Source organism: Paenibacillus cymbidii (genome assembly GCF_004764705.1).
Lineage (GTDB): Bacteria > Bacillota > Bacilli > Paenibacillales > NBRC-103111 > Paenibacillus_AN > Paenibacillus_AN cymbidii.
Genome location: NZ_SHLX01000013.1, coordinates 90,333 through 116,503, shown reverse-complemented (window position 1 = coordinate 116,503; position 26,171 = coordinate 90,333). Strand labels below are relative to the sequence as shown.

The window sequence follows — 26,171 nt, the reverse complement described above, 5'->3', positions numbered from 1 at the left end:
TATATGACAACCATTTCCGAATTTCGTAAAATATTGGTCGCCAACCGCGGCGAAATCGCCACGCGTATTTTCCGCGCCTGCACGGAGCTGAACAAACGTACGGTGGCGATTTATTCCGACGAGGACAGCTTGTCGCTGCACCGCTACAAGGCGGACGAGTCGTATTTGGTCGGCGAAGGCAAAGGCCCGATCGAAGCGTACCTCGACATCGAAGGCATTATCGAAATCGCCGTGCGCAACCAGGTCGATGCGATTCATCCGGGCTACGGCTTCCTCGCCGAGAACGAAACGTTCGCCCGGCGGTGCGAAGAAGCGGGGATCGCCTTCATCGGCCCGCGACCGGCCCAGCTGCGCATGTTCGGCGACAAGATGGAAGCGCGCAAAACGGCGATCGAAGCGAATGTGCCGGTCGTGCCGGGCACACAGGAGCCGATCGAAGAGCTGCAGGACGCGATGAAGTTCGCCAAGGAGCACGGCTATCCGGTCATCATCAAGGCGGCGTCCGGCGGCGGCGGGCGGGGTATGCGGATCGTGCGCGAGCAGGACGAGCTGAAGGAAGCGTTCAACCGGGCGCGTTCGGAAGCGCAGAAGGCGTTCGGCAATTCTCAGGTCTACATCGAAAAATATATCGACAACCCGAAGCACATCGAGGTGCAAATTATCGCCGACCGCCACGGCAACACGGTGCACCTGTTCGAGCGCGACTGCTCGATCCAGCGCCGGCACCAGAAAATCGTCGAAGTGGCCCCCGGCGTATCGCTGAGCGGCGAGCTGCGGGAGGCAATCTGCCAGTCGGCCATCCGGCTGATGAAGCATGCCGACTATATCAACGCCGGCACGGTCGAATATTTGGTGACGCCGGACGGCCAGTTTTATTTCATCGAAGTGAATCCGCGCATCCAGGTCGAGCATACGATTACGGAGCTGGTAACGGACATCGACATCGTGCATTCGCAGATTCGCATCGCGGAAGGCTACAAGCTGACCGATCCGGAAGTGGCCATCGGCGAGCAAGAGGACATCCGGCTGCGCGGCTTCGCGATCCAGTGCAGGATTACGACGGAGGACCCGATGAACGGCTTCCTGCCGGATTCGGGCAAAATTTCCGTCTACCGCGACGGCGGCGGCTACGGCATCCGGCTCGATTCGAGCAACGCCTACGCCGGGGCGACGATTACGCCGCACTACGATTCGCTGCTGGTCAAAATTTGCTCAAGCGCAACTACGTTCGAGAAGGCCGCGGCCAAGATGCGCCGCGCGCTTCAGGAATTCCGCATTCGCGGCGTCAAAACGAATATCCCGTTCCTCGAAAACGTGATCGATCACCCGCGGTTTCTCGACGGCAATTATACGACTGCTTTTATCGACACGGCGACGGAGCTGTTCGAATTCCCCGAGCGGCGCGACCGGGCGACGAAGCTGCTGACGTTCATCGGCAACACGGTCGTCAACGGCTATCCGGGTTTGCCGAAGAAAGAGAAAAAGCCGCACGCGCCGAAGCCGCGCCTGCCGAAGCTGCCGTTCGACATGCCGTTCGCGGACGGCACGAAGCAGCTGCTTGACCGGCTCGGCCCGGAAGGCCTCGCCGCGTGGATTTTGGAGCAGCCGCGGGTGCTGCTCACGGACACGACGTTCCGCGACGCCCATCAGTCGCTGCTGGCGACGCGCGTCCGCACGTACGACCTGCTGCAGGTCGCCGAAACGACGGCGAAGCTGGCTCCCGGGCTCTTTTCGCTGGAAATGTGGGGCGGGGCCACGTTCGACACGAGCATGCGCTTCCTCAAGGAAAGCCCGTGGGACCGCCTGCGCCAGCTGCGGGAGAAGGTGCCGAACGTGCTGTTCCAGATGCTGCTGCGCGGCGCGAACGCCGTCGGCTACTCCAACTATCCGGACAATGTCACGGACCGGTTCGTTCGCGCGTCGGCGTCGGCGGGCATCGATGTGTTCCGGATTTTTGACAGCCTGAACTGGGTGGAAGGCATGAAGGGCGCAATCGACAGCGTGCGCAGCTGCGGCAAAATCGCCGAAGCGGCGATCTGCTACACCGGCGACATTCTCGATCCGCAGAAGACCAAATACAGCCTCGACTACTACGTCAAGCTGGCGCTCGAGCTTGAAGCGGCGGGCGCGCATGTGCTCGGCATCAAGGATATGGCCGGGCTGCTGAAGCCGTATGCGGCTTACGAACTGGTCAAGGCGCTGAAGGCGGAGCTGCGCATCCCGGTGCATCTGCACACCCACGATACGAGCGGGAACGGCGTGGCGATTCTGCTGAAGGCGGCGGAAGCCGGCGTCGATATCGTCGACGCGGCGATCGGCTCGATGTCGGGTTCGACTTCGCAGCCGAGCCTTAATGCATTTGCGGCGGCGATGGCGTACGACGAGCGTTCGCCGGAGCTGGACCGGGACGGCCTCGAGTCGATCGGCCGCTACTGGGAAGACGTGCGCGGCTACTACCATGGCTTCGAAAGCCAGCTGAAGGGCAGCCACACCGACGTGTACCACCACGAGATGCCGGGCGGGCAATACAGCAACCTGCAGCAGCAGGCGCAAGGCGTGGGGCTCGGCGAGCGCTGGCAGGAGGTCGTCGACATGTACGCGGTCGTCAACCGGATGTTCGGCGATATCGTCAAGGTGACGCCTTCCTCCAAGGTCGTCGGCGACATGGCGCTCTTTATGGTGCAAAATCACCTCGACGAGCAGGCTGTTTACGAGCAGGGGGAGACGCTTCATTTTCCCGATTCGGTCGTGCAGCTGTTCCAGGGTTATCTCGGCCAGCCGTACCAGGGGTTCCCGGAGCGGCTGCAGCGCATCGTGCTGAAGGACCGCGAGCGCATCACCTGCCGGCCGGGCGACTTGCTGCCGCCGGTCGATTGGGCCAAGCTCGGCGCCGAGCTGGAAGAGAAGCTGGGGCGCAAGCTCGGTACGGAGGATTTGCTTTCCTATGTCATGTACCCGCAAGTGTATCTGGACTTTGACGCCCATTTGAAAGAGTACAGCGAAGTGGCCGTCATGGATACGCCGACGTTCTTCTATGGCCTCCGCCAGGGGGAAACGACGACGATCGAGATCGAAAAAGGGAAAACGCTGATCGTCAAGCTGCTGTCGATCGGTCCGGTCCAGTCGGACGGCACGCGGATCGTGTACTTCGAGCTGAACGGCACGCCGCGGGAAGTGGCAATCGCCGACCGGGAGGCGAATGTGGCGGTCAAGAAGCGGGCCAAGGTGCAGCCGGGCAACGCCAGCCAGGTCGGCGCGACGATGCCGGGCAAGGTGCTCAAAATCATGGTCGAGGAAGGCGACTCGGTCAAGAAGGGCGAGCATCTGTTCGTCACGGAAGCGATGAAGATGGAGACGACCGTACAGGCGCCGAAAGACGCGCGGATCAAACGGATCCACGTCAAGGAAGGCGACGCGATCGAAGTGAAGGATTTGCTTCTGGAGCTGGAGTAGGAGCTGGAGGGCGCTAGGCGCCGCTTGGCGATGCGGGGAAACCTGCGCGTCGGCGGCGTTTTTTTGTCGCTGCGGGGAGAGAGGCGAGCTTGTGGAATCGGACAAGTATGCTAGAATACCAGTGAACCCGGTCGCGCGTCAGGCAGGGAAACAGCAAACGGGCGGCTGACCCAATTTTCAGTGGATGGCGGGATGACGATGACGGACTCGTTGGCGAATCGCATGTGATCGTCGCCCGCATCACGGAACGGCTCGACGGCGCAGCGGCGGCGGAGCGTTACATCATGGAGCATCTGGACGCGGTGGAAATGCGGCGAATGGCCGTCGAGCGCGCCATGGCGGCGAAGCAATACGAGGCGGCGGAGAAGCTGTGCCTGGACGGGCTGAGGCAGGAAGGGTACTATCGCGTCCATGAATCCGAGTGGGCTTGCGTGGGGGCAAGCGCCACTACGGCAAGCTGAAAGAGCTTTATCAGGCCCAGCTGATCCAAAGCTATTTCGACGCGGGGGCGAAAACGGAGGCGCGGGAGTCGATTCGGCTGCTGGGCGAAAAATACCCGCGCCGCGCCGCCTTGCTGGATGAGCTGAAGACGCTGGACGCCAAGCTGGCCAAAGCGCATTGAGCGCTTCCGACGCCAGGAAGGAGGTTCGCCTTGTTCACGATCTTCATCGTCGAAGACGATCCCAACATCAGCCGGCTGCTGCAGGCGCACCTTCAGCGGTACGGGTATGCGGCTGTCGTGGCGGCGGACTTCGATCGCGTGCTGGAGCAGTTTCAGCAGCTGCGGCCCGAGCTGGTGCTGCTCGACGTCAGCCTGCCGAAGTTCGACGGCTACTACTGGTGCCGGCAGATCCGGCTGTTGTCCCACTGCCCGATCCTGTTCATTTCCGCGCGGGAAGGGAAGATGGACCAGGTCATGGCGCTGGAGAACGGGGCGGACGATTACATCACGAAGCCGTTTCATTATGAAGTGGTCGTGGCCAAGATTGGCAGCCATCTCCGCCGATCGTACGGCGATTATTCGGGCAAGCGGGGCGAACGGACCGTCGAAGTTGCCGGCTTGACGTTGTACCCGGAGCGGCTGGAGGCGGCGCTGGACGGGAACAGGACCGAGCTCGGGCACAAGGAAGCGTTGCTGCTGGAAACGCTGATGCAGCGCGCCGGCCGCGTGGTCAGCCGGGAGCGCCTGCTGGAGAAGCTGTGGGACGATCAGAGGTTCGTCGACGACAACACGCTGAACGTTTACGTGACGCGCGTTCGCCGGAAGCTGCGGGAGTTGAACATCGAAGAAGCGCTGGAGACGGTGCGCGGGCAAGGCTACCTGCTGCGCGTCGTCTGGAGGGCGCCGTCGTGAAGCTGTTTGTGCGCGAGCAGTTCCCGCTGATCGCCGCGTATGCGGCGCAGCTGGCGGTTGTTACGCTGATCTACTGGCTTGGCGGGTTCACGGACGGCGCCATTATCGGCTACGCCGCTCTCGTCAGCGGCTCCATCCTTGCCGGCTATCTTGGCTATCGTTTCGTATCGCAGCGCGCGCTGTATGGCCGGTTGTCCGCGCAGCCGCAAGCGCCGGAGGAAACGGCGCCGCCGGACCTCGGGCCAACCCCGCTCGCCGAAGCGGTGAGCCGGCTGACGACCGCACAATACGCCGGGTATGCGCAACGAATCGGCCAACTGGAGGAGAAGCTGCTCGCGCGGGACACGTTCATCACCCAATGGGCGCACCAGATGAAGACGCCGCTGTCGGTCATCCAGATGACGGTACAGGAGGAAGACGGCCCGCCGTTTCTCGGCATCCAGGAGGAGGCCGAACGGCTGCAGAAAGGGTTGGAGACGGTGCTCTACACGTCCCGGCTCGACCGGTTCGAGCACGACTTTGTCGTGGAGCCCGTGTCGCTGCTGCGGATCGCCCGGCAGGCGGTGACGGCGAACCGGCGGCTGTTTATCCGCAACCGGGTGTACCCGGACGTGCGGATCGCGGAGACGGCGCTCGTCTACTCCGACGAGAAGTGGCTGGCGTTTGCGCTGGATCAGCTCGTCACGAATGCCGTCAAATACTCGTCCGGCTCGGGGCGGAACGTCGAGATTTCGGCGGACGAACGGGAGCTGCAGACGGTGCTGCAAGTCCGGGACTACGGCATCGGCATCCCGAAGCACGACATTCGCCGCGTGTTTGAGCCTTATTTTACGGGGAGCCGCGGAAGGGAGTTCAGTGAATCGACGGGTATGGGGCTGTACCTCGTGCGCGAAATTTGCGCCCGGCTCGGCCACGCGGTGGAGCTGGAATCGGAAGTCGGCGCCGGCACGACGGTGCGTATTGTATTTGCAGCGAAAGATCGCTCCTGTTGAGGGGCGGTTTTTTTTTGCTTACAAAAAAACGATTGGCGTCCGGGGCCCCTGCAATCATGGAGCTTGATCATCGAAATAGCCAATGAAAAATGGCTTATTTCCTCATTTCCCTCCATTTCCTCAAAAATAGCCAGTGAAAACATGGTCTATTCGCGCAAAATCGCTCCAAATCCGAATGTTACAGGGAAATAACCAGTGTTTTCACTGGCTATTTCTCCCTAAACGAGTGTAATGGCACGAATAAGCAAGTTTTTATGGGCTATTTGGTGACAGGGGGTACCGAGCGACGCACCTGGCTTTTTGAAGCGCAGCGACAACGCCGCCTTACACCGGTGTAAGGTTCGCGTAAGACGATTCGATGGTTCGCGGGCGGCGGATGGGATACGATAGAAACAACCGAAAGCGGGAAGGAGAGAACAAAGCGGATGGAGATGCTCCGTATCCACAAGCTGAGCAAAGTATACGAAGGCCAGGTGTTGACCCGGGCGCTGGCCGACATCAGCCTCGTCATCGAACAAGGCGAGTTCGTCGGCATCATGGGGCCGTCGGGAAGCGGCAAAACGACGCTGCTCAACATGGTGGCCACGATCGACGCCCCGAGCGCGGGCGAGCTGCTGATCGGCGGAAACAACCCGTTTCGGCTGGGCAAAAACGAGCTTGCCCGCTTTCGCCGCCGGAACCTCGGCTTCGTGTTTCAGGAGTTCAATCTTCTCGACACGCTGACGATCGCGGAAAACATCGTCCTGCCGCTGACGCTCGACAACGTCAAGCTGCGCGAGATGGAAGCGAAGCTGCAGGAGGTCGCGGACAAGCTGGGAATTGCCGATATTTTGCGCAAACGGACGTACGAAGTGTCGGGCGGTCAGCGCCAGCGGGCCGCGATTGCCCGGGCGGTCATCCACGCTCCGTCGCTGCTGCTCGCCGACGAGCCGACGGGAGCGCTCGATTCCCGGTCGTCCCGCACCGTGATGGAGCTGATGGCGAAGCTGAACGAAACCGACGGCACGACCACGATGCTGGTCACCCACGATCCGCTGGCGGCCAGCTTCTGCCACCGCGTCCTGTTCATCAAGGACGGCCGATTGTACAACGAACTTCATCGCGGCGACAACCGTCAAACGTTTTTTCAGTCGATTCTCGACATGCTGTCGTTTCTGGGAGGGAATGCGCATGAGCTTTCGCCGGTTCGCGTTCCTTAACGTAAAGCGCAATGCCAGGGCGTACGCCGCCTTTTTTCTGAGCAGCGGGTTTTCGGTGACGATTTTCTTCATGTACGCGATGTTCATGTTTCATCCGGACTTCGACAAGGAGCTGCTGGGGGCCAGCGTGCGCATGGGCATGCAGGCGGCGGAAGCGGTCGTGTTTCTGTTCTCGTTCCTGTTCGTGCTGTACTCGACAAGCGCTTTCCTGAAGGCGCGTTCGAAGGAATTGGGCCTGCTGACGCTGCTCGGCGCGACGGGCAGCCAGCTCAACCGGCTCATCTGGCTCGAAAATATGGCGATCGGCGCGGCGTCAATCGTCTCCGGCATCGCCGCGGGTGTCGTCCTGTCCAAGCTGTTTCTGCTGTACGGGGCCAAGGTGATCGAAATGAAGCCGCTGCCGTTTTACTGGTCGTGGCAAGCCGCTCTGCTGACGGTGGCGGCGTTCGCTGCCCTGTTTATGCTCGTATCGCTGTTTACGGCGGCGTTCATCCGGCGCAGCCGCTCGCTCGAGTTGCTGCAGGGCGCGCATAAGCCGAAGCCGGAGCCCCGCGTGTCCATATGGCTGGGGGCGCTGTCGGCCCTTTGTTTTGCCGCGGCGTTCTACTTGCTCGGCACGAACGAACTGGAACAGCTGCCGGTCGTACTGCTGCTGATCGGGTTCATGCTGATCGGCACTTACTTGTTCTACACCCAGCTCAGCGTGCTGCTGATCCGGCTGCTGAAGCGGAACCGGCCGCTCTTCTGGCGCGGCGTCAACCTGCTCTGGATATCGGAAATGGCCTATAAAATCAAGGACAATGCGCGGATGTTTTTTATGGTGACGGCAGTCATGGCGATGGCGTGCGTGGCGGCGGGCATTGTCATCACCCAGGAGGAAGTCGGCAAGAAGGAGTATCGGCAAAATCCTTTCGCCTTCCGCTACGACGCCTTCCCCGGGGACGGCTGGAAGGGCGATATCGCCGCATTCGAGCAGGGACTGGCCGAACGAGGAGTGGCGTTTGCGTCCGTTGCGGTTCCCTACGTCCACCCTGTCGTTCGCGAATATGATGCGATAGCGGATTTTGAGCTCGCCACCGTCATTGGCAAGTCTGCGTTCGATCGGCTGGCGCCTTATTTGTTGGCGGAGCCGTCCGGTCCGCTTAGGGATGCGGAGGCGATTCGGCTCGTGTCGAAGCGTTCGACGAACGACAAGGACGCGGCGCGGCGGCAAATCGACCGGCTGACGGTGGGCGAAAGGCAGGAAACGATCCGCGTGGTTCAGCAGTGGGAGCCGGAAGCGCTGCCGTACGTTGCCGAGAGCGATGTGCTCGTCGTGTCGGACTCCGTATTCGAGCGGCTGAAGCGGTCGGAGCGGGAGAGCCGGAGGGGACAGGAGACGGTGTTCTACTCTGTCCCGGGATGGGGCAAAGGCATGCCGCGAATGGATGACGACGAAACCCGGATCAGCGTCGAGTGGCAGGACAAGCTGGGGCCGCGACTCGAGATCGGCGTGCAGCCGCGCGGCTTCCTTCACGCCCGCGCCGCATCGTACGCGGACATGACCCGGCCGACCAACGTGTTGACGTTTATCGGGATGTTCGTAGCCGCGATTTTTTCGCTCTCTTCCGTCAGCTTCCTGTATTTCAAGCTGTACGCGGAATTGAATCAGGACCGCCGGCTGTACAACGGTCTGTCCCGCATCGGGCTCAGCCTGCGGGAAATGAGGCGCTCCGCCACCATCCAGCTCGGCGTGTTGTTCTTCCTGCCGGTGCTGGTCGCGGCGCTCCTGGCCATGGCTGCGCTGTATGTGCTGCAATCGCAGCATGCGATCGCATACGCCTTCGCGCCGTCGATCCGGGGCATCGGCTTGTTCGCGCTGGCGCAGCTGGCGTATTTCCTGGCGGTGCGCAGCCGCTACTTGCGCCATCTGGGGCGCGCGATGGTGTAGCGGCAGGCGCGTTGCCGGGAGTTTCGACGCAGGAAAACGGGCGCTGCGAGCCGGAGGGTTGCGCCGGAAGGCATATTTTGGCGGGGAGGGAAGGAAATCGGGCGGCGGAAGTCGAAGCTAGGGGGAGCGAAAGGGGAGCGATGCTTCCTTCAGCGGAGAACAGACGATCGCATCATGACGGGAGGGATATGATGTACACCACTTCGCGCAGGCCGAACCGGGCAACGCGCTCCGCTCCGACCCCCACGGGCCGCAAGGCCGGCGGGGGCGCGCCCGAATCGGCCGTCGCCGAGATGCAGCGCAAGCTCGGCAACCGGGGCACGATGCAGCTGATGACGTCGCTAGCCGGCGCTGCGGCGCCGACGACGGCGTCCGCGGACGGCTCCGGTATGCCGGAAGAGCTGCAGGCCGGGCTGGAGCATCTATCCGGCATGGATTTGTCGGACGTGAACGTGCACCGCAATTCGCCCGAGCCGGCCAAGCTGGACGCGCTTGCTTATGCGCAGGGCGACGACATCCACCTCGGGCCGGGGCAGGAGACGCACCTGCCGCACGAAGCGTGGCATGTCGTCCAGCAGCGGCAAGGCCGTGTGCAGCCGTCGATGCAGATGGGCGACACGGCGATCAACGACGACGCAACGCTTGAGCAGGAAGCGAGCGACATGGGCGCGCAGGCGCAAGCGGCCGGCCATGACGGCGCGCTGCCGGAGAGCGCTGCCGATTCGGCGCCGGGCGAGCGCTCCGCAGCCGCCGCATCGCCCGGCCCGGCTACCGGCGGACCGGCGCAGCTGATGTGGAACGGCACCGGCAACAAAAAGATTACGACGTTCGCCGCGCTTAACACGGAGTTGTCGACGCTCGGGCTGCCGAACGTGACGCTGGCGGGCGACTTTAATGGCGCGACGCAGACGGCGGCGGACCAGTTCATCGCCGGCTCCGACATGAACGCTTACGACGTGCAGGACAATTTGGCTGCTGCGGTGGCGTCTCATTTCGTCCCGCCGGCCAATTGCACGCTGCAAACGAACAGCGGCATGCAGGCGTGGGTCAATACGAACGGCAAGGGCGTGACGCCCAAGGCGTTGAAGGATTTGATCGACATCGCCAATGGCGACACGTCGAAGATCCACCGCTCGGATAAAATGTCCGGCGCCCCCAAACAAACGCCGTACGTGCACGATTTGGGCAGCAACTACGTCTGCACGTTTACGCAGCTCGGCACCAACTGGGACGGGCATCCGATTATTCGCGTCGATCTCGACGGGGACGTGAGCAGCGGTACGCACCGGTTCTCGTAAGCGGCAAGCCGGCGGCAGTCCGGAGCGGCGGCGCTCCCGGCGTTGCATACGGGCTGCGGGGAGAGAAACGCGATCGGATCGTGTCGATCCGATAGCGGATTATTCGGGAGGGTTGCTCCGCATGCATGTTTTGGCAAGCTGCATCGGTGGGGACAAACCCGATCGCAGTCCTGTAGGTGGCGAGCCGGCCAGTTTCTTCGCGAGAAACGTTTCCAGGCGAACTTGACGCGACCTCTCTCGGAAAATAGGCCCTAAAAAATGGCTTATCGGCCCATTTTTCGGCACTTCGTCGAAAATAGCCAGTGAAAACACTGGCTATTCGGGCCAACCAGCCGCCAAATCGATCTTTTCTACGAAATAGCCAGCGACTTCACTGGCTATTTTGTTGTGGAGGGCCATTATTGGTGAAATAACCAATAAAACATGGCCTATTTCTGCAATGCCGGTGATGATATGGTGATTTGTCATGAATTAGGCCAAGTCTGCCTAATAGGTTGTGATTCGAGGCTGTCGATTAACTGTGGATCGATTGGCGAGAACGGATGGATGCAGAGAATATAGATGATTTTTCGCATATAATTTCGTGCGCCTCGCGGATTTCAGAAGTGATAAACAGTTAATCGAAAGCCTCGATTCATCCGCTATTTTTTGATGAAGGGGATTGGTTAGAGGTTTGGAAGGCTGGAGGTTTGAACGGATGGCGGTTTGAAAGGCTGGTGGTTTGCAAGGTTGCAAAGGTTGTTTGGGGGGAGCTGCCGCCAGTGAGCCGGGCTGGCATGTGCGGGGCGGGTTGTTTGGGGTATCCGTGCTTTGCGCCGCTTGGTGCCGAACCGATCGTCGGATTGTCCGGCAGCCGACCGCCGGATTGTCCGGCGAAAATCGCCCGATCGTCTGTGTCCAAACGGAGAAGAATGCGGTATACTCTTCATTGATAATAAGAATCAATATCAATTTGGAGGGAAATGCTGTGCGTCGATTTGCAACTTCCATTACGATCGCGGGGCTCATGCTCATGCTGGCGCTCCTGTCGGCCTGCGGAACAAAAGAAAGGACCGCATCCCCGCCTGCGTCCGCCGCGCCGGCATCCCCGGCATCGAGCGCCGCATCCCCGGCCGCCGGCGCCGCGTCTCCGGCCGCCAGCGCGTCGCCGTCTCCGTCGGTCGCCGTCGTCAAGGACGACTACGGCCGCGAGGTCAAGCTGCCGCTCAAGCCGCAGCGGCTGATCGCGCCCGGCTTCGAGGACCCGCTGCTCGTGCTCGGCATGAAGCCGGTGGCGCAATACGCGCTCGGCACGGCGGTCAAGACGTACCTGCAGCAATGGCTGTCGGACGTACCGCCGCTCGACTACACCGGCGGTTTGAAGCCGGAACCGGTGCTGGCGCTGAACCCGGACCTCATCATCCTGAGCAACAGCGGCTGGCTGAAGCCGGAAATGTTCGATACGTTCGGCAAAATCGCGCCGACCTACATCTTCAACGAGGAAGCGACAAGCACCGAAAAATGGTCGAACAACTGGCGAAAGACGCTGCTGAAATTCGGCGAGTTGTTCGGCAAGAAGGACGTGGCCGAAAAGGCGATCGCCGAATACGAGCAGAAGGCGAAGGATGCCAAAAACCGGCTGCAGGCGACGGTCGGCGGCAAGAAGGTAGCGATTCTGTACCTTTCCGGCAAAACGCTCGGCATGATGGGAACCGGCTGGTGGAACAGCGCGCCGGTGCTGTACGAGGATCTTGGCCTCGCCGCGCCGGAAATAGCCAAGGGCAAGTCGTACGAAACGCTTTCCACCGAGGCGATTGCCAAGCTGGACGCGGACTACATCTTCTTCATCGTTGCCGATCCGAATGAAGATCTGAACAAAAATCCGCTGCTGGATAATGCGCTATGGCGGGATCATCCGGCCGTAAAAGCCGGCCACGTCATCAAGGTCAGCCGGGACGGCAGTTTCTTCGGCAGCGGCCCGACGACGAACAAGCTGACGATCGACGCCGTGCTGAAGGCGCTGGCGCCATAACGATACAGGCAAGAAGCGGTTCGACTGCGGTCGGGCGGCTTCTTTTGCACATGGTTCGAGCGGGGGTGGAGAAGTGATGAACGACGGGGAAACGAAGGAGCGCATGTTTCCGGAAAATTGTTATGCGCCGAAGGCACTGGATTGGTTGCGCCCGGGCGACGAGTGGAAGTGCGGCGGCTCGTACGCGCTGCTGGCGGCCGAGCGCGGCAGCGGCACGCTGCGGCTGGGCATGCGTCGCATCGGGATGAAGCGCGGCGAATGCCTGCTGCTGGCCGGCTCGGAAACGCTGGCGCTCGAAGCGGAGCCAGCCGCCGACTGGCGGCTGTACGCGCTGGCGTTCGACGTCGCGCGCGTGTCCGGCTATGGAGCGGAACAGGCTGCGCTTCCGCCTCAATTGCCGCTGTACGATCTGCTGCGGCTGCGTCCGCCGGAGCAAGTCGAACGCGAGCTGCGGATGAAGCAGGACCGGTTCAAGACGATCATCGCGCTGCACCAGCTGCCGGATTACGCCGCCGACCGGCTGATCCTGCTGGTGTCGGACGAAGAGGAGACGCAGCTTACGTTGCGGCGGGTGATGGCGAGCCACTACTGGGCCGCCTATCCCGCCGTACAAAGCGGCCGGGTCGCGATATGCGACGCGGCGCCGTGGTACCCGAGCGACCCGCTGTCGATCGAAGCGCAGCTGCGCGAAACGGTTGCGCTGCACGAAGCGCATCTTCATTAATCGCAAGGTCGGAATCATTCACCAAATAGCCAAGCGTTCGTTCGTGGTGTAAAATGACGTTGGGCGTGTCTGAAAACCCGCTCAGTGGCATCTTGCACCGCCTTTTCGCCCCCTGCTGCGTCACTTTTGCTTGACTTACCCCCGGTAAGCCTGCGCAAAACTTCCTTGCATGGAACGAAAATTCGGCCCAATTTGCTGCCCTCGGGGTTTCCAGTCACGCCCCGGACTACTGTCCGGCAACGACACTACGAACGAAAAGAATGTGATCCCTTGAGACCAGTGCGAATCAAATGGCCCGGCCGCGGATTCCTGGCGAACTATTTGACCGGCGAATCGATGGATCACCGGCAAATTGCCGCCTTGTTTGTGCCGATCCTGATCGATCAGGCATTCATTATTATTCTTAACCTGTTCAACACCGCGATGATCAGCTCGTCGGGAGTGGCGGCCATCAGCGCGGTCAGCATGGTCGATTCCCTGAACATGTTTCTCATCAACGTGTTCGTCGCCGTAGCTACCGGAGGCACCGTCATCGTCGCCCAGTACAAGGGAAGCGGCAACGAAGCGATGGTCGCCAAGGCGTCGGCCGGTTCGGTGGCAACCGTTTCGCTGCTTGCGCTCGGGCTCGGCCTGCTGCTGACGGCGGCGCACAACCCGATGCTGAAGCTGCTGTTCGGCGCCGCGTCGGAGGAAGTGTTCGCGAATGCCAAGCTGTATTTCATCGGCAGCTGCGCCTCCTATCTGGGCATCGGCATCGTGCAGGCCGTGAGCGGCGCGATGCGCGGCATCGGGAAAACGCGCGTATCGCTGGCGCTTTCCCTCATTATGAACCTGACTTACGTCCTGCTGAACGTGCTGTTCATCACCGTCCTCGATATGGGCGTGCTCGGATTGACCGTCGCGATGAACATTGCCCGCTACGCGGCGGCGTTGTGCGCGCTCTATTACGTGCTGCGGCTGGACGCCACGATGCGCCTGCGCCTGCGCGAGCTCGTCATCGTGCCGTGGTCCATGCTGCGCAAAATCATGTCGATCGGCTTGCCGTTCGCGGCGGAGCAAATGTTTTTCAACGGTGGCAAGATGCTGACGCAAGTGTTCATCGTCAGCCTCGGAACCGGCGCGATTGCCGCCAACGCGATCGGGAACACGCTGGCGATGGTATACCAGATTCCGGCCGGCGCCTTGTCGCTGACGATCGTCACCGTAGTCGGCCAATGCATGGGCCGGCAGGACGTGGCCGACGCCCGCAAATTCATCCGGGCTTTCGTCGTTCTGTCGTCCGTATCGCTGCTGCTGATGGCGCTTATTTTGCTGCCGCTGACGTATCCGCTGATGGATTTGTTCCAACCGCCGGTCGAGATCCGGCGCGAGCTGTTCTGGTTGATCGTGATTAATGCGATCGCACAGGTGCCGCTGTGGTCGATCAGCTTTATTTTGCCGGCGGGGCTGCGGGCTGCGGGGGACGCACGGTTCACCTCGATCACGTCGATGCTGTCCATGTGGCTGTTCCGCGTCGTGCTCGGCTACGTGTTCGGCATTACGCTCGGCTTCGGCATCATCGGGGTGTGGGCGGCGATGAACTGCGAATGGGGCGTGCGCGGCGCCATCTTCCTCTGGCGGATTCGCGGCAAGAAGTGGTATGCCCACCGACTGATCGGCTGACACGCCCGGCGCATTCAGTCGAGAAATTCCAGGCCCGTGTTTCGCAGATCGATATGAAACCGGTAGCTGATCCGGGCGGACTTGAACAGCACCGGCCACCGGTCGGCCTGCTCCGGCCCGAGCCGGCTGCGGAAACGATTGCCGAAGCCGAAGATGTCGGCTTCCGCCTGCCGGGTTTTGCGGAACATGGAATCGGCGAGAGCGGACAATCTGGCGTCCAGCTCGGCCGTAATATCGGCGGCCGTTTGCCGCTGCGAGCGGGAGCTGTCGATCAGCGTCGCCACAAGCGAACAATCGAGCCCGATGATCGGCGCGCCGTCCTTCCACGCGGTGGACACGCGGGTACGGTTGTGCACGATGCGCACGTCCGACCGGTTCATCAGTTCGACCTCCGAATCGTGAAACCGGCGCGTGAACATTTCGTACAGCAGCGACTCGTCCTTGTCCAGCTCTCCGACCATCTTCCCGCCGGCAAAGATCGCGTTGCCGGTAAACTCAAACGAATTTTGCGCGCTTTCGGTCAGGATGGGAATCAGGTTGGACTGGTACGGGTTGGTCACTTTGGCATATACTTCCCAAAGCCTCGTCACGTTTTTGCGCGGAATGCCGCCTGCATACGGCTCAAAAAACAGCTTCGTATAAATACCCGACAGCTCTCCTGTCGGATTCCGCCCCCGGAAGATGCGCTCCATGTCGCCTCTGACGATGGCGACAAGCGCATCGAGCGGAACGGAGCGCTCCCGGATCGCAAACTCCAGATACGGATCCAGGTTCGACGAGGCAAGCGATTCGCTCAGCAAAATCGCGCGCGTGGAAGTGGCGTCGAGCGACTTGGGCAGCTTGTATTTGACCCTGTTCAGCGCATCCGGCACGGTGCGCCCGTCCTGGCTGATCGTAAAAAAATCGCTTGACGACGGCTCCTGCGTCGATTTGGGCAGCGGGAACCGGAACCATACCCGCAAACCGGACGGCGCCGTTCGTTCCAGCCCGATCGCCCCGACGAGAAGGCGATTGTCGACATCCTTGGAATCCCAGCATCCGGTTGCCATTGCCGCCATCAGGCAGCATGCGGCTGCCGTCCTCCACAAGCGCCATTTGGCGGTCATGCTTCATCCCCCTTCCCCAGCCTGCCGGGCGACCGGCGCAGGATCAGCAAGCCGAGCAGCGGGAACGCGAACATCATGTAGACGCGGAAGCCGATCGCCACGATCGCAAGCTGTTCGAGCTCTCGCCAGGACGCCAGAGCCGTTGCCGCTGCATATACGACGACGAGCAGCGCGCCGTAGATCGGCCCGGACTTCGCGCGGGGCGCGAGCGGCCGAATCGTTTCTCCCAGGGCGTGCACCATCAGCGCCATGACGAACAGCACATTCAGCATGGCCACGGAAACGAAGATGGCGGTCACATTCTCGAAGACGACCCAATAATGGGTGATCGTATCCATTTTCGAGATAAACGGAAGCGTCATGCGCTGGCTCAATTCCCTGCCGAACGTCAGTACAGGCAAATAAATGTAGCAGGCAAGTATCGGCAGCGACACAAGCAGCGCAAGGGCGTAAATGCTCCAGGCGCTCCGCGCCGTCTGCCGCGTATACGGGCCGGTCAGCGCCACGATCGCAAAGCCCATCCAGAGGAACGACCCGGCATAGAAACGTTTGTCGGCAAGGAAATCCCCGTTCGTCCGCAGCCACGGCGCTCCCAACGACCAATGGATATCGCTTAGGCCGAGGAGCAGAAGCGCCACGGTGAACAGCAGCGAGATGAGGAAGAACAGCTTGGCCGTGCGCACGATCGGCATCATGCCGGCCATCGCCAGCGCGACGGGCGCAAGCGCCATGCCGTTCAGAAACGAGATCGGCGTCGTCGGCAGCATCGTCATCGTCACCATTTCCGAGTAGGCCCGCAGCGTGACGACCAGCGCGCCGAGCAGGCACAGCGCGATGGGGAGGCAGAGCAGCCCGGTCCCAAAGGCGCCGATCGACGAACGGAAAGACTCGATCAGCCTGCCGCCTTTGAGCCGCCCCAGCATTCGGCTGTACAGCCACGAGCTGAGCAGCGCGCTTGCCGTCCAGACGACGATCGGAATCCAGTAAGCTCCCGCCGTGCTGCGGATCAGAAAGCCGGGGTAAATAAATCCTGCGGCAGCGCCGAAATAAAGCGTCTGCACCGCAAGCATCTCGTAAGGCTTGAGAGCCGCCGCGCTTTTCATGGACTTGCTCCGTTTCTTTCCGGCCGCTTCTTCCGGGGCCATATGGAAGTGAGATAAGGCGCGCCGAACGATTCCAGGCAGCTCGCATAAATGATCAGGCAGGCGCAGATGAACACAATGCCGAGAAGGCCGGCAACCGTCGCCCCGATCACGGTAAAATATTTCAAAATGCGCTGTACCAGTCCCATTTGATAATCGACCACGATAAAGTTCGTAATGGCCGTAATCGCCACCACGATGACGAGCAGATGGCTGACGATATGAGCCTGGATGATCGCTTGCCCCAGAACGACGCCGCCGACCATCGTGACGGTCGAACTGATCGTCTTCGGCAGACGCAAACCGGCTTCGGTGACAAAATCGATCACAATCAGCATCAGCAGCGTCTCCATGAATACCGGGTACGGGACGCCCTCCCGGCTGGCGGCGGCAGCAAGGCTGATCTCCAGTCGATTGACGTCGACGTTGACGGACGTAATCGCCACATACATCGCCGGCAGAAACAAATTGATCAGCATGGCCAAAAATCGCAGCGCCAGCAAAAAGTAGGTCACGTACGGGTTCACGTAACGATCCTCCGGCGAATGCCAGAAGTCGGTGTACACGGACGGCACGATCAGTGCAAACGGCGAACCGTCGATCATGATCGCGGCTTTGCCCGCCAGCAGCTCGGCCGATACGCGGTCGGGCCGTTCGGTCGAGACGGCAAGCGGGAACAGCGTCAGCCGTTTGTCGGCATTCAGCAGCCGCAGCAGCTGGCCGGTGTCCTGGACGCCGTCCGTGCGGATGCGGTCTATTTTGGCTTGCAGACGGACCAGCAGGTCGGGATCGACCGCGCCCGCATAGGAAAACACGGCCACCCGGGTGAGGCTGTCCGTCCCGACGACCGTCTCCCACAGATTCAGCCGCGAGGAGCGAATTTGCTGCCGGATCAGCGCGGTGTTGATGTCGAGGCTTTCGATGAAGGCGTTCATCGGGCCTTGAAGCACATTTTCGGTAATGGGCGTCGAGACGGAGCGGTGCCGGCTTTCCGCCAAATCCAGAATGAGCCCGGAAGACGACCGCTGCCGGCAAATAACGGCATATCCGTCGCAGATCGCCTGCTTGCAGCGGAGGAAGCTTCCTTCGGCAAGTTCGTTGCCGGTGTAGCGTTCCAGTCGCGCCGACCAAACGCCGTCGGCCGGCGCATCGAGCCAGTAGCCCAGTTTCTGCGTCGAACAGAGCGACTGGAGCAGGCACAGGTGCCATTCGTCTCCGTCCGTCGTTGCGATCGGTATTGTCGTATAGTCGGACGAGCCTGCAAACGCTTCGCCGAGCCGTTCGAACAACGAAAGCGGGTCGCCCGGATCGGAGAGGCGGGACAGGTCGGCAGGAATATCGCGCAAGAGCGTCCTCCGGACAGTTCGGCATAGGGTGCGGCAAATGTAGGTTGCCCGGGCAATTGCCAAATGATGTATGGGGAGTTTGGCGAAAATGCAGCTATAAAATGCGGCTGAACATCCGGCGGAAGGGCAAAAAAGTACAACAGGCAGCACAAACGGATATGGCATTAATAATGAAGCAGGTTTAGGGGCCTTTTGTCGGTTGAGGGGCGCCAAAATGCCAGTCGCGCGCCGATGACGATCAGCAGGAGCAGCCACACTTGCAGCGCATGAGCGTTCAGGTCGGCGGCGAACGGCACGCCGGTCCATTCGAGCACGCCGGCCATCGTGCCGACGCCGCACGCGATGCCGAGGATCGGTACGATCCGGTGCATGAAGCGGGTTTGTTGCATCGCGACGGAGACGGCAAGCATCCCATATTCCCGTGCTGATAGCCCAGCGTTTCGCCGACGGAGACGCCGAAATACGCGTTCATCACTTGTCATCAACCCCGTCCAACTGCCTGCAATCAGCAGCGAAAACACGATCATCAACCAACCTGCGCTTTTAGCTGCGGCTGGAGACAACTTTTGCCGAAATGGTAAGCCACGCGATCGTCAAACAGTTCGACGGCACCGTCCCCCGCATCGGCGACATCAGCCGCAAGCTTGGCGTAAGCGTTCGTTCGCTACAGTCGCAGCTGCAGCAAGAGCGGACGACGTTTCAGGAGCTGCTTGCGGCCGTGCGGCGCGGCATGGCGGAGAGCATGCTGCGCAACCGGTCCTTGTCGATCGGCGAAATTGCGTATGCGCTCGGCTTTTCGGACCCGGTCGCATTTCACAACGCGTTCAAGAAGTGGACCGGCCAAACGGCAGGCAGCTACCGCAAAATGGATTCATTTCCTCCCGTGTCGCCGGGCGGGCACATTTTCAGGAATAGCCAGTGAAATCATGGGCTATTTTTCGGTTATAGCCCATATTTGGCGAAATAAGCCATAAAAAATGGCCTATTTCGCCATCCTCTTCCGGTTCCGCGTTAACCTGCGCAACATCGCCACGATGCCGCCAAAACCTCAAGCCGAAAACAGGCGATTCTCTTCCGAGACTTCCAGCACTACCGAAACTACCAGCCTTTCCGACACGGGGGACGAGGAAGGGGATTTTTGCTTGTTCATTTCATTTGTTGGCTTTGCCGGAGTTGTGATAGGATGATCGATAGACTCTCGGCTGCGGAACGGACAGGCCGGCCGGCTTTCGCCGGGCGGACGTGGATTCGCAAGCGAACGACAGAGGAAGAGTCGCAGAAGACGGAACAAGGAACAGGAGACGGGAGACGCTATACGATGACCAACCAGAATCAACCGCATGTATTCAGATTGGCTTTGCTGCTCGGTTTATTTTCCACACTGGGGCCTTTTACGATTGATATGTATTTGCCGGCATTCCCGGAGATTGTGCAGCGCTTCGATACAACCGCTTCGCTGGTGCAGCTCAGCCTGACCGCCTGTTTGCTCGGGCTCGGCATCGGCCAACTCGTGACCGGTTCGCTCAGCGACGTTTACGGCAGACGCAATCCGCTGCTGATCGGCATGGCCGTGTATGTCGCTGCCTCGCTCGCCTGCGCCCTATCGCCGCATATCGGACTATTGATCGCTTTCCGCTTCATCCAGGGCTTTGCCGCTTCGGCAGGGATCGTCATTTCCCGGGCCATCGCCCGCGACCTGTACAGCGGCCATGAGTTGACCAAGTTTTTTTCGCTGCTGCTGCTGGTCGGCAATTTGGGTCCGCTCGTCGCGCCGGTAACCGGCAGCGGAGTGCTTGCCATCGCCGCGTGGACCGGCGTGTTTGTCGCGTTGGCCGCGCTCGGCGGCTACCTGCAGGCGATGACCAAATGGAGCCTGCGCGAAACGCTGCCGGCGGAGCGCCGCCGGCCCGCCGATTTCGTGCAGCAGCTGCGCAATTACGGCTCGCTTTTGCGCGATCGCCAGTTTGTCGGCTATATGCTGGTGCAGGGCATTATGATCGCCGGCGTGTTCGCCTATGTGTCGGGGACGCCGTTTATTTACCAGACGATCTACGGCGTTTCGCCGACTGTGTTTGCGCTGCTGTTCGGCTCGAACGGCATCAGCCTGATCATCGGCTCCCAGTTGGTCGGCCGGATGGCGCATCGCGTACAGGAGCATACGTTTCTGCTGCTCGGCCTGAGCCTCTCCGGCGCGGCAAGCCTCGCCGTCCTGGCGGTGGCGATTGCGCACGGACCGCTGTACGCGCTGGTTATTCCGCTGTTCTTCTTCGTCGCGGCGATCGGCATTACGTCCACGGCGGCGTTCCCGCTGGCGATGGAAAGCCAGGGCGACATGGCCGGCAGCGCCGCCGCGCTGCTCGGCGTTATTCCGTTCCTGCTCGGCGCCGTGGTGACGCCGCTGGTTGGCATTGCCGGCGAGCATACGGCCGTTCCGCTCGGCGTCATTATTTTAATGACCAGCGCGATTGCGATGGCGGCGTACTTCTGGCTCGTCCGCAGCAGCCGGCAACGGCAAACAAGCTGACGGTACGTGCCGCAAAATTAAAGACGCCTACTCGAATGTTCCATTCGGGTAGGCGTCTTTAATTTTGCCGCCGCAGTCCCGGGTTCCCCGCCCCCCATCGTGTTTGATCAAGGAGATGCTCCATGAGCGCCGGATCGCCATGGCGAAACGGCTGCTGACCGAAACCGCCGCCAAGGTGGGCGATATTGCCGAACAAGTGGGCTACTTGTCGCTGCAATCGTTCGCCAAGGCGTTCGTTTCGCATCTGCTCCCTTGTCGTTTGCTGCGGCAAGGGAGTAGACTCGTTATAAGAGGAGGTTGTTGTCTGGTGGATGAGCAGAAAAGCTGGCAAGCCAAATGGATCCAAGACGCAAGCTTCGGCGGTTTCGCGCCGCTGCAGCTGCTGCATAAGGAAATGGAGCCAATCGCACTGCCGGAACACCCGGCCGATTTGCTGAACCGGCACATGCTGGTGCGGCGCGTATTCACGCTCGGAGCGGATGAGTGCGCGGGCAAACGAATGTGGCTCGATATAACGGCCGACGACTATTTCAAGCTGTACATGAACGGCGCGTTCGTCGCGCAGGGTCCTGCGCAAGGATATGCGTTTCATTACCCGTACTTGCGTCTCGATGTCACGGAATGGCTGAGTCCGGGCGAAAATGCAATCGCCGTGCATGTATATTACCAGGGGCTAATCAATCGCGCTTACAACAGCGGCGACTTGCGGCAGGGCATGATCGCCGAGCTGTTCGCGGACGATCGGCTGCTGCTGGCGAGCGACGATACCTGGAAATATACCGTTGCCCGCCAATACGGCGACGGAAGCGCGGAGACGGTCGGTTACAAGACGCAGTTTCTCGAGCATATCGACAGCAGGCTGGAAAACCGCGGCTGGCGGGAGCCGGCATACGACGACAGCGACTGGAGCGCGTGTCATCCGGCGCCGTATGACGATCATGAGTTGGTGCTGCAATCAACCCCTCCGCTTGCCGTGTATCGGCGCACTCCGGCATCGGTTGTTAATCCGGAGCCGGGGCGTTATTTGATCGATTTCGGCACGGAGCTGACCGGCCAGTTCACGATGGAAGCGTGCGGCGAACCCGGCGAACGGCTGGAAATTCGCTGCGGAGAAGAACTGGACGAGACCGGCGGGCAGGTGCGGTATGAGATGCGCTGCAACTGCAAGTACAGCGAATGGTGGACGCTGTCGGGCGGGCTTGACATGCTGGAGCCGTTCGAATACAAGGCGTTTCGTTATGTCGAGGTGATCGGCTCGCCGGCGGCGATTCGGGCGGCATCGTTCGCCGCTGTCGTGCGCCACTATCCATTGGACAGCGACAGCTGCCGGCTCGACACCTCGGACGCGATGTTCGATCGGGTCTGGACGATCTGCCGGAACGGTCTGCAATACGGCACGCAGGAACAATTCGTCGATTGCCCGAGCCGCGAAAAAGGCCAATACCTGGGCGACAACACGGTGATCATGCATGCCCATATGTACGCAAACGGCGATTTGCGGATGGTGAGGAAGGCGCTCGCCGATTTTGCGCTTGCCGCGCAGCATATTTGTCCGGGCGGCATGGCGGTGGCGCCGGGGAGCTTCATGCAGGAGATCGCCGACTTCTCCTTCCAGTGGCCGATGCAGCTGCTCGAATATTATCGCCATAGCGGCGACATTGAGTTCCTGCGCGAGATGGAGCCGATCGCCGGGGCGATGATGCGATATTTCGATCGCTACCGCCAGGCCGGCGGGCTGCTCGAGCATGTCAGCGACAAGTGGAACCTTGTCGACTGGCCGGAAGGGCTGCGCGACGGCTACGATTTCCCCTTGACGCGTCCGGTTGGACCCGGCTGCCACAATGTGGTCAACGCCTTCTATTATGGCGCGTGCAAGGCGCTTGCCGACATTCGCGCGGCACTGGGGATGGATGCGGGAGCGGATGGGGCGGCGGCCGAGTTGGAGCAATTTCGCGACAAGTTTGTGCGGGCGTTCTACGACGCGGACAACCGGCGATTCGTCGACGCGGTCGGTTCGAAGCACGCCTCGCTGCACGCGAACGCGCTGCCGCTGCTGTTCGGGCTTGTGCCGGACGAGGCGGTTTCGTCCGTCGCTTCCTGGCTCAAGAGCCGCAATATGAATTGCGGCGTGTATTTTTCCTACTTCCTGCTGAAAGCGCTGGCGGCGGCCGGCGAAATGGAGTACGTGTACGCCAGACTGACGGCGGATGACGAGCATTCATGGGGCAATATGGTCAAAGAAGGCGCAACCACTTGCTTCGAGGCGTGGGGCAAGGAGCAGAAATGGAACACCAGCCTGTGCCATCCATGGGCGAGCGGGCCGATCCCGCTGTTTATTGAAGAGATCATGGGGCTGAAGCCCGGAGCGCCGGGGTGGGAAACGATCAAGCTGACGCCGCGTATCCCGGATTCGCTGGAGCGCTTCGACTTTGCCTGCCGCGTGCGGACGGGGACGATCCGGATTGCATACGCACACGGGAAACTGCAGGTTGAGGCGCCGGAAGGGGTGCCGGTTGTTAGCGGGTAATGGCTTCCGTGGAGAGTGGGGGAGCCGTCCCTTGCTTCTATGGCATCCGCGGCACAGAATAAGCCATGTTTTGTGGGCTATTTCGCCCAAAATAGGGCGGAGCAACGAAATAGCCAGTGAAAACGCTGGCTATTCCGCTGAAATGCTCGATTTGGAGTTGATTTGCAGAGAATAACCAGTGTTTTGGCTGGTTATTTTTGTTGTGCCGCGGGAAAATGGGCGAATAGGCCATTTTTTGCGGGCTATTTTGGCGGCGGCATGTTTCGGAGGGGGATTGCGGACGAGAACCGTCTTGCTCACGGACATAGAAGCCGATTACCTGCCGTTATGACGGATCGACGGACGGGCGAAACCACTTTTTGCGGTATTGGTGCGGGGTGATGCCCATGTGCGCTTTGAAAAACTGGCAAAAATACGAGCTGTTGGTGATCCCGATTCGTTCGCCGATTTGCGGCAGGGGCAGGCGGGTCGTCGTGAGCAGCTGCACCGCCTTGTGAATGCGCTGGGCGGCCATGTAGTCGGAGATGCTGACGCCGATCGCTTCCTTGAACAGATGCGACAGATGGAACGTGGAAAGATGCAGCTCGCGCGCCACATGCTCCAGACGGAACGGTTCGTCCAGGTGGCGGCGGATCCACTCCAGCACGGCTTCGGCCTGGTGCGTCTTGCGCGGCACGGCGGGAAGCGGGCGGGTTTCGTGCTGCAGCCAAATTTGTTTCAAACTGCGGATGAATACCACGATGGCCAGCGAGATTTGTTCGAGCTGGTCTTTTTTGTCGACGGCGGGCAGCCAGCTGTTGACGTCTTCCCAGAAGCCGGCCAGGCCGGCATGCTCGGCCGCGTCGTACAGGCACGGAAACGGGAGCTTGCTGCCGACAAGACGGTTGAAGAAGGCGTGCAGCTCGGGCCACGGCCGGAAATACGTCTCGTACAGCGACGGCTCGAACAGCAGGATGCTGCGGACGAACGGGGCGTCGGCATTTGTCGCCACCTGCAGATGGTGCGACTGGTAGGGCTGGTACACAATCAGCATGCCCGGCTTGATTTCGTACGTTTTATGGTCGATGACCAGGGTGCCGGTGCCCTGGTGGACGAACAGGAATTCGATGCCCTGATGGGAGTGGAAAATTTCGTGATCGTCGTTCGTTTCGCGGCTCGTTCGCCGGTAGGCAAAATAGACCAGGCTCTCGTTCATTTCGAACGGTTGAATGTTCATGTCGGCACGTCCTTCCCCTTGTCCTCACCATAATAAAAAAACCGCAAAGTAGCAACATTTTTTCCGCATTCCGGCGCGACATGGCCGGCGTTTGTTTTGCTACAGTTGACGTATTGCGCGGACGAAGAGGAGAAGGGGTAGAACCATGAGCGATCATCATGTGCAAGGCATTGTCGATGTGGCGCGGGAGCAGGCGGGGGACGCCGTCCGGCGGTCGCCGTTTCTGCGGCCGAGCGACACGGCGCGGCTGCTGAAGCCGCTGCTGTGGCACGAATTTGAATTGTCCCGGGCGGCGGCGGGCTGGGTTACGGCAGTCAAGCCATACGAAACGAAGCTGAAGCTGGGGCGCTGGACGTATGTGCATATCCGGCATGTGGAAGCGCTGGAGAAACGGTTGCGCGAGCTGCCGGGCGGCCTTGGCGAGGAGCGTAGTCCGGCGCCGATTCGCGAGGCGTACGAGCGGCTCGCCTCGGCGCCGTCGACGGCGGCTTTTCTGGCGGGGTACGAACTATTTTACCGGCAGGTGCTGGCCGCTTGCGACCGGCTGCTGCAGCAGGCCGATCCGGTGCTCGACGCGCCGACCGTCGACCAGCTTCGCATCGTTCTGCTGGACCGCGGCGACATCCTTGCCTGGCTCGCCGAGCAGCAGCGGTTCGTTGGCCTGGACAGCGCGGAAGCGCAGCGGGCCGACGAATGGAAGGCATACGCGGCCGGGCTGTGGACGGCGCTGGAGACGGCGTCGGCCGCAGGACAGGCGCCGTCGTTCCCGCCCGCTCCGGCGTACGAGCCGGCCGGCCCGATTCCGGCGGTGCCGGTTATGGACGAAGCGCGGTTTCCGCCGCTGGAAAGCCATGCCGGCCCGGCGACCGCTTATTCGGACGAAGGCATGTCGCCGCTGTTCCATTCGGTTCGGCAGATGGTGTACATCAACGCCACGGAAATTGCCCCGGCGGAGACCATGACGTATTTATACTATTCGGTCCAGCAGATGCCACTGGCGTTTTATTACGATTTTGCCCGGCACATGTGGGACGAATTCCGCCACAGCGAGATGGGCATGCGACGGTTGGGGCAGTACGGCTACGCGACGACGGACTTCAAGTGGCTGCGCACCTCCGTGCTGCCGGAGGATAGCGACGCGCGTTACGCGGATATGTACGCCTGGCTGACGATGGTTGCGGAGGCTTGTTCGTTCGCGAAGAAGCGCAAGGCCGTCGAGGCGTTTTGGTCATTCGGCGACGCCATGGCGGCGATCCAGAGCGAGTTCGACATCGTGGACGAACGGCTGCACGTCGACTTCGGCACCAAGTGGGGGCCGGAGCTGTACAAGCAAATCGGCGATATGGTGACGCCGCAAGTGATGGCCGAGCGGGCGCGCAAACGCCGGCTGGAGGAGCTGCAGCACGTGCTGCCGGACGAAATCGACAAGCTGTCGCGCAATTTTCCGGCGTTCTGCGGCTTCCATACGAGCAAACTGGAGTATGGGAACTATTAAGGCGGGGCGCCGCATGCACGTAAGCAGTGGCTGGCCGCTTCTCAGGGCAATCGCTTACGAAAGTAAACCCAAGCTGGAAAAAGACAAGGGGAGTTGCCGATGATCAAACAAGCAATGAAAGCACCTGCTCGATCTCAAAAGAAGGATCGTCACGATTGATGCGATGCGCACTCAAAAAGAGAGTGCAGCCAC

20 protein-coding genes are annotated in these 26,171 nt (G+C 61.0%); 15 read left to right on the top strand and 5 right to left on the bottom strand.

All coding sequences use genetic code 11. The features are described 5' to 3' along the window. Positions 1 to 3: 3 nt before the first annotated feature. The 11 genes from EXY20_RS18825 (at position 4) to EXY20_RS18770 (ending at position 14,623) form a co-directional block, all read left to right on the top strand. A complete protein-coding gene (locus EXY20_RS18825) occupies positions 4 to 3,453 on the top strand; it encodes a pyruvate carboxylase (protein ID WP_135553646.1) in 3,450 nt (1,149 codons plus the stop codon). Between the two features lie 224 nt (positions 3,454 to 3,677). Next, a complete protein-coding gene (locus tag EXY20_RS18820) occupies positions 3,678 to 3,914 on the top strand; it encodes a hypothetical protein (RefSeq protein ID WP_135553645.1) in 237 nt (78 codons plus the stop codon). After that, positions 3,881 to 4,075, top strand: coding sequence for a hypothetical protein (locus EXY20_RS18815; RefSeq protein WP_135553644.1), 195 nt, complete (start codon positions 3,881 to 3,883; stop codon positions 4,073 to 4,075). Before EXY20_RS18820 ends, EXY20_RS18815 begins: the two co-directional genes overlap by 34 nt. 30 nt (positions 4,076 to 4,105) lie before the next feature. After that, entirely contained in the window at positions 4,106 to 4,807 is a 702-nt protein-coding gene (locus tag EXY20_RS18810; RefSeq protein ID WP_135553643.1) for a response regulator transcription factor, read from the top strand. After that, on the top strand, positions 4,804 to 5,799 hold the full coding sequence (locus EXY20_RS18805) for a sensor histidine kinase (RefSeq protein WP_135553642.1): 996 nt from the start codon (positions 4,804 to 4,806) through the stop codon (positions 5,797 to 5,799). The genes EXY20_RS18810 and EXY20_RS18805 overlap by 4 nt, the downstream gene beginning before the upstream one ends. A 425-nt stretch (positions 5,800 to 6,224) precedes the next feature. Continuing rightward, positions 6,225 to 6,998, top strand: coding sequence for an ABC transporter ATP-binding protein (locus EXY20_RS18800; protein WP_135553641.1), 774 nt, complete (start codon positions 6,225 to 6,227; stop codon positions 6,996 to 6,998). Continuing rightward, positions 6,970 to 8,928: an FtsX-like permease family protein gene (locus EXY20_RS18795; protein ID WP_167859359.1), complete on the top strand. Its 1,959-nt coding sequence runs from the start codon at positions 6,970 to 6,972 to the stop codon at positions 8,926 to 8,928. The genes EXY20_RS18800 and EXY20_RS18795 overlap by 29 nt, the downstream gene beginning before the upstream one ends. A gap of 191 nt (positions 8,929 to 9,119) precedes the next feature. Then, the gene (locus EXY20_RS18790) at positions 9,120 to 10,226 is read left to right on the top strand and encodes an eCIS core domain-containing protein (RefSeq protein ID WP_207671296.1); all 1,107 of its coding nucleotides are present in this window, start codon (positions 9,120 to 9,122) and stop codon (positions 10,224 to 10,226) included. A gap of 967 nt (positions 10,227 to 11,193) precedes the next feature. Continuing rightward, entirely contained in the window at positions 11,194 to 12,237 is a 1,044-nt protein-coding gene (locus EXY20_RS18780; protein WP_167859358.1) for an ABC transporter substrate-binding protein, read from the top strand. Positions 12,238 to 12,313: 76 nt separating this feature from the next. Further along, positions 12,314 to 12,961: an AraC family ligand binding domain-containing protein gene (locus EXY20_RS18775; protein ID WP_135553636.1), complete on the top strand. Its 648-nt coding sequence runs from the start codon at positions 12,314 to 12,316 to the stop codon at positions 12,959 to 12,961. Positions 12,962 to 13,231: 270 nt separating this feature from the next. Further along, positions 13,232 to 14,623, top strand: a complete 1,392-nt coding sequence (locus EXY20_RS18770; protein WP_407944929.1) for an MATE family efflux transporter — start codon at positions 13,232 to 13,234, stop codon at positions 14,621 to 14,623. A 14-nt stretch (positions 14,624 to 14,637) separates the two neighbouring features. Here EXY20_RS18770 and EXY20_RS18765 read toward each other — a convergent pair whose 3' ends face one another. From EXY20_RS18765 to EXY20_RS39060, 4 genes are all read right to left on the bottom strand, one after another. After that, positions 14,638 to 15,729 (bottom strand): Ger(x)C family spore germination protein, encoded by a 1,092-nt coding sequence (locus tag EXY20_RS18765; RefSeq protein ID WP_135553635.1) that lies wholly within the window; start codon positions 15,727 to 15,729, stop codon positions 14,638 to 14,640. Further along, positions 15,726 to 16,832, bottom strand: a complete 1,107-nt coding sequence (locus tag EXY20_RS18760) for a GerAB/ArcD/ProY family transporter (RefSeq protein ID WP_167859357.1) — start codon at positions 16,830 to 16,832, stop codon at positions 15,726 to 15,728. Before EXY20_RS18760 ends, EXY20_RS18765 begins: the two co-directional genes overlap by 4 nt. Next, entirely contained in the window at positions 16,829 to 18,217 is a 1,389-nt protein-coding gene (locus tag EXY20_RS18755) for a spore germination protein (RefSeq protein WP_167859356.1), read from the bottom strand. The genes EXY20_RS18760 and EXY20_RS18755 overlap by 4 nt, the downstream gene beginning before the upstream one ends. 164 nt (positions 18,218 to 18,381) lie before the next feature. Continuing rightward, positions 18,382 to 18,627 carry a hypothetical protein gene (locus EXY20_RS39060; protein WP_167859355.1) on the bottom strand — a complete coding sequence of 82 codons (246 nt, stop codon included), beginning with the start codon at positions 18,625 to 18,627 and terminating at the stop codon, positions 18,382 to 18,384. A gap of 164 nt (positions 18,628 to 18,791) precedes the next feature. On the opposite strand from EXY20_RS39060, the gene EXY20_RS18750 reads away from it, so the two are divergent. From EXY20_RS18750 to EXY20_RS18740, 3 genes are all read left to right on the top strand, one after another. Further along, positions 18,792 to 19,139, top strand: coding sequence for a helix-turn-helix transcriptional regulator (locus tag EXY20_RS18750; RefSeq protein WP_135553632.1), 348 nt, complete (start codon positions 18,792 to 18,794; stop codon positions 19,137 to 19,139). Between the two features lie 396 nt (positions 19,140 to 19,535). Then, positions 19,536 to 20,741: a multidrug effflux MFS transporter gene (locus EXY20_RS18745; protein ID WP_135553741.1), complete on the top strand. Its 1,206-nt coding sequence runs from the start codon at positions 19,536 to 19,538 to the stop codon at positions 20,739 to 20,741. Between the two features lie 139 nt (positions 20,742 to 20,880). Beyond that, positions 20,881 to 23,268 carry a family 78 glycoside hydrolase catalytic domain gene (locus tag EXY20_RS18740; RefSeq protein ID WP_235886088.1) on the top strand — a complete coding sequence of 796 codons (2,388 nt, stop codon included), beginning with the start codon at positions 20,881 to 20,883 and terminating at the stop codon, positions 23,266 to 23,268. Positions 23,269 to 23,593: 325 nt separating this feature from the next. Here EXY20_RS18740 and EXY20_RS18735 read toward each other — a convergent pair whose 3' ends face one another. Then, positions 23,594 to 24,484 (bottom strand): AraC family transcriptional regulator, encoded by an 891-nt coding sequence (locus EXY20_RS18735; RefSeq protein WP_135553631.1) that lies wholly within the window; start codon positions 24,482 to 24,484, stop codon positions 23,594 to 23,596. Positions 24,485 to 24,629: 145 nt separating this feature from the next. On the opposite strand from EXY20_RS18735, the gene EXY20_RS18730 reads away from it, so the two are divergent. Continuing rightward, a complete protein-coding gene (locus tag EXY20_RS18730) occupies positions 24,630 to 25,979 on the top strand; it encodes a DUF455 family protein (RefSeq protein WP_135553630.1) in 1,350 nt (449 codons plus the stop codon). The last annotated feature ends 192 nt before the right edge of the window (positions 25,980 to 26,171 follow it).

Coding starts and splice junctions, on each gene's coding strand:
- EXY20_RS18825 (WP_135553646.1), top strand. CDS start 4: ATGACAACCATTTCCGAATTTCGTAAAATATTGGTCGCCAACCGCGGC.
- EXY20_RS18800 (WP_135553641.1), top strand. CDS start 6,225: ATGGAGATGCTCCGTATCCACAAGCTGAGCAAAGTATACGAAGGCCAG.
- EXY20_RS18795 (WP_167859359.1), top strand. CDS start 6,970: ATGAGCTTTCGCCGGTTCGCGTTCCTTAACGTAAAGCGCAATGCCAGG.
- EXY20_RS18790 (WP_207671296.1), top strand. CDS start 9,120: ATGTACACCACTTCGCGCAGGCCGAACCGGGCAACGCGCTCCGCTCCG.
- EXY20_RS18775 (WP_135553636.1), top strand. CDS start 12,314: ATGAACGACGGGGAAACGAAGGAGCGCATGTTTCCGGAAAATTGTTAT.
- EXY20_RS18765 (WP_135553635.1), bottom strand. CDS start 15,729: ATGACCGCCAAATGGCGCTTGTGGAGGACGGCAGCCGCATGCTGCCTG.
- EXY20_RS18760 (WP_167859357.1), bottom strand. CDS start 16,832: ATGAAAAGCGCGGCGGCTCTCAAGCCTTACGAGATGCTTGCGGTGCAG.
- EXY20_RS39060 (WP_167859355.1), bottom strand. CDS start 18,627: ATGCTTGCCGTCTCCGTCGCGATGCAACAAACCCGCTTCATGCACCGG.
- EXY20_RS18750 (WP_135553632.1), top strand. CDS start 18,792: ATGGTAAGCCACGCGATCGTCAAACAGTTCGACGGCACCGTCCCCCGC.
- EXY20_RS18745 (WP_135553741.1), top strand. CDS start 19,536: ATGACCAACCAGAATCAACCGCATGTATTCAGATTGGCTTTGCTGCTC.
- EXY20_RS18740 (WP_235886088.1), top strand. CDS start 20,881: ATGGCGAAACGGCTGCTGACCGAAACCGCCGCCAAGGTGGGCGATATT.
- EXY20_RS18735 (WP_135553631.1), bottom strand. CDS start 24,484: ATGAACATTCAACCGTTCGAAATGAACGAGAGCCTGGTCTATTTTGCC.
- EXY20_RS18730 (WP_135553630.1), top strand. CDS start 24,630: ATGAGCGATCATCATGTGCAAGGCATTGTCGATGTGGCGCGGGAGCAG.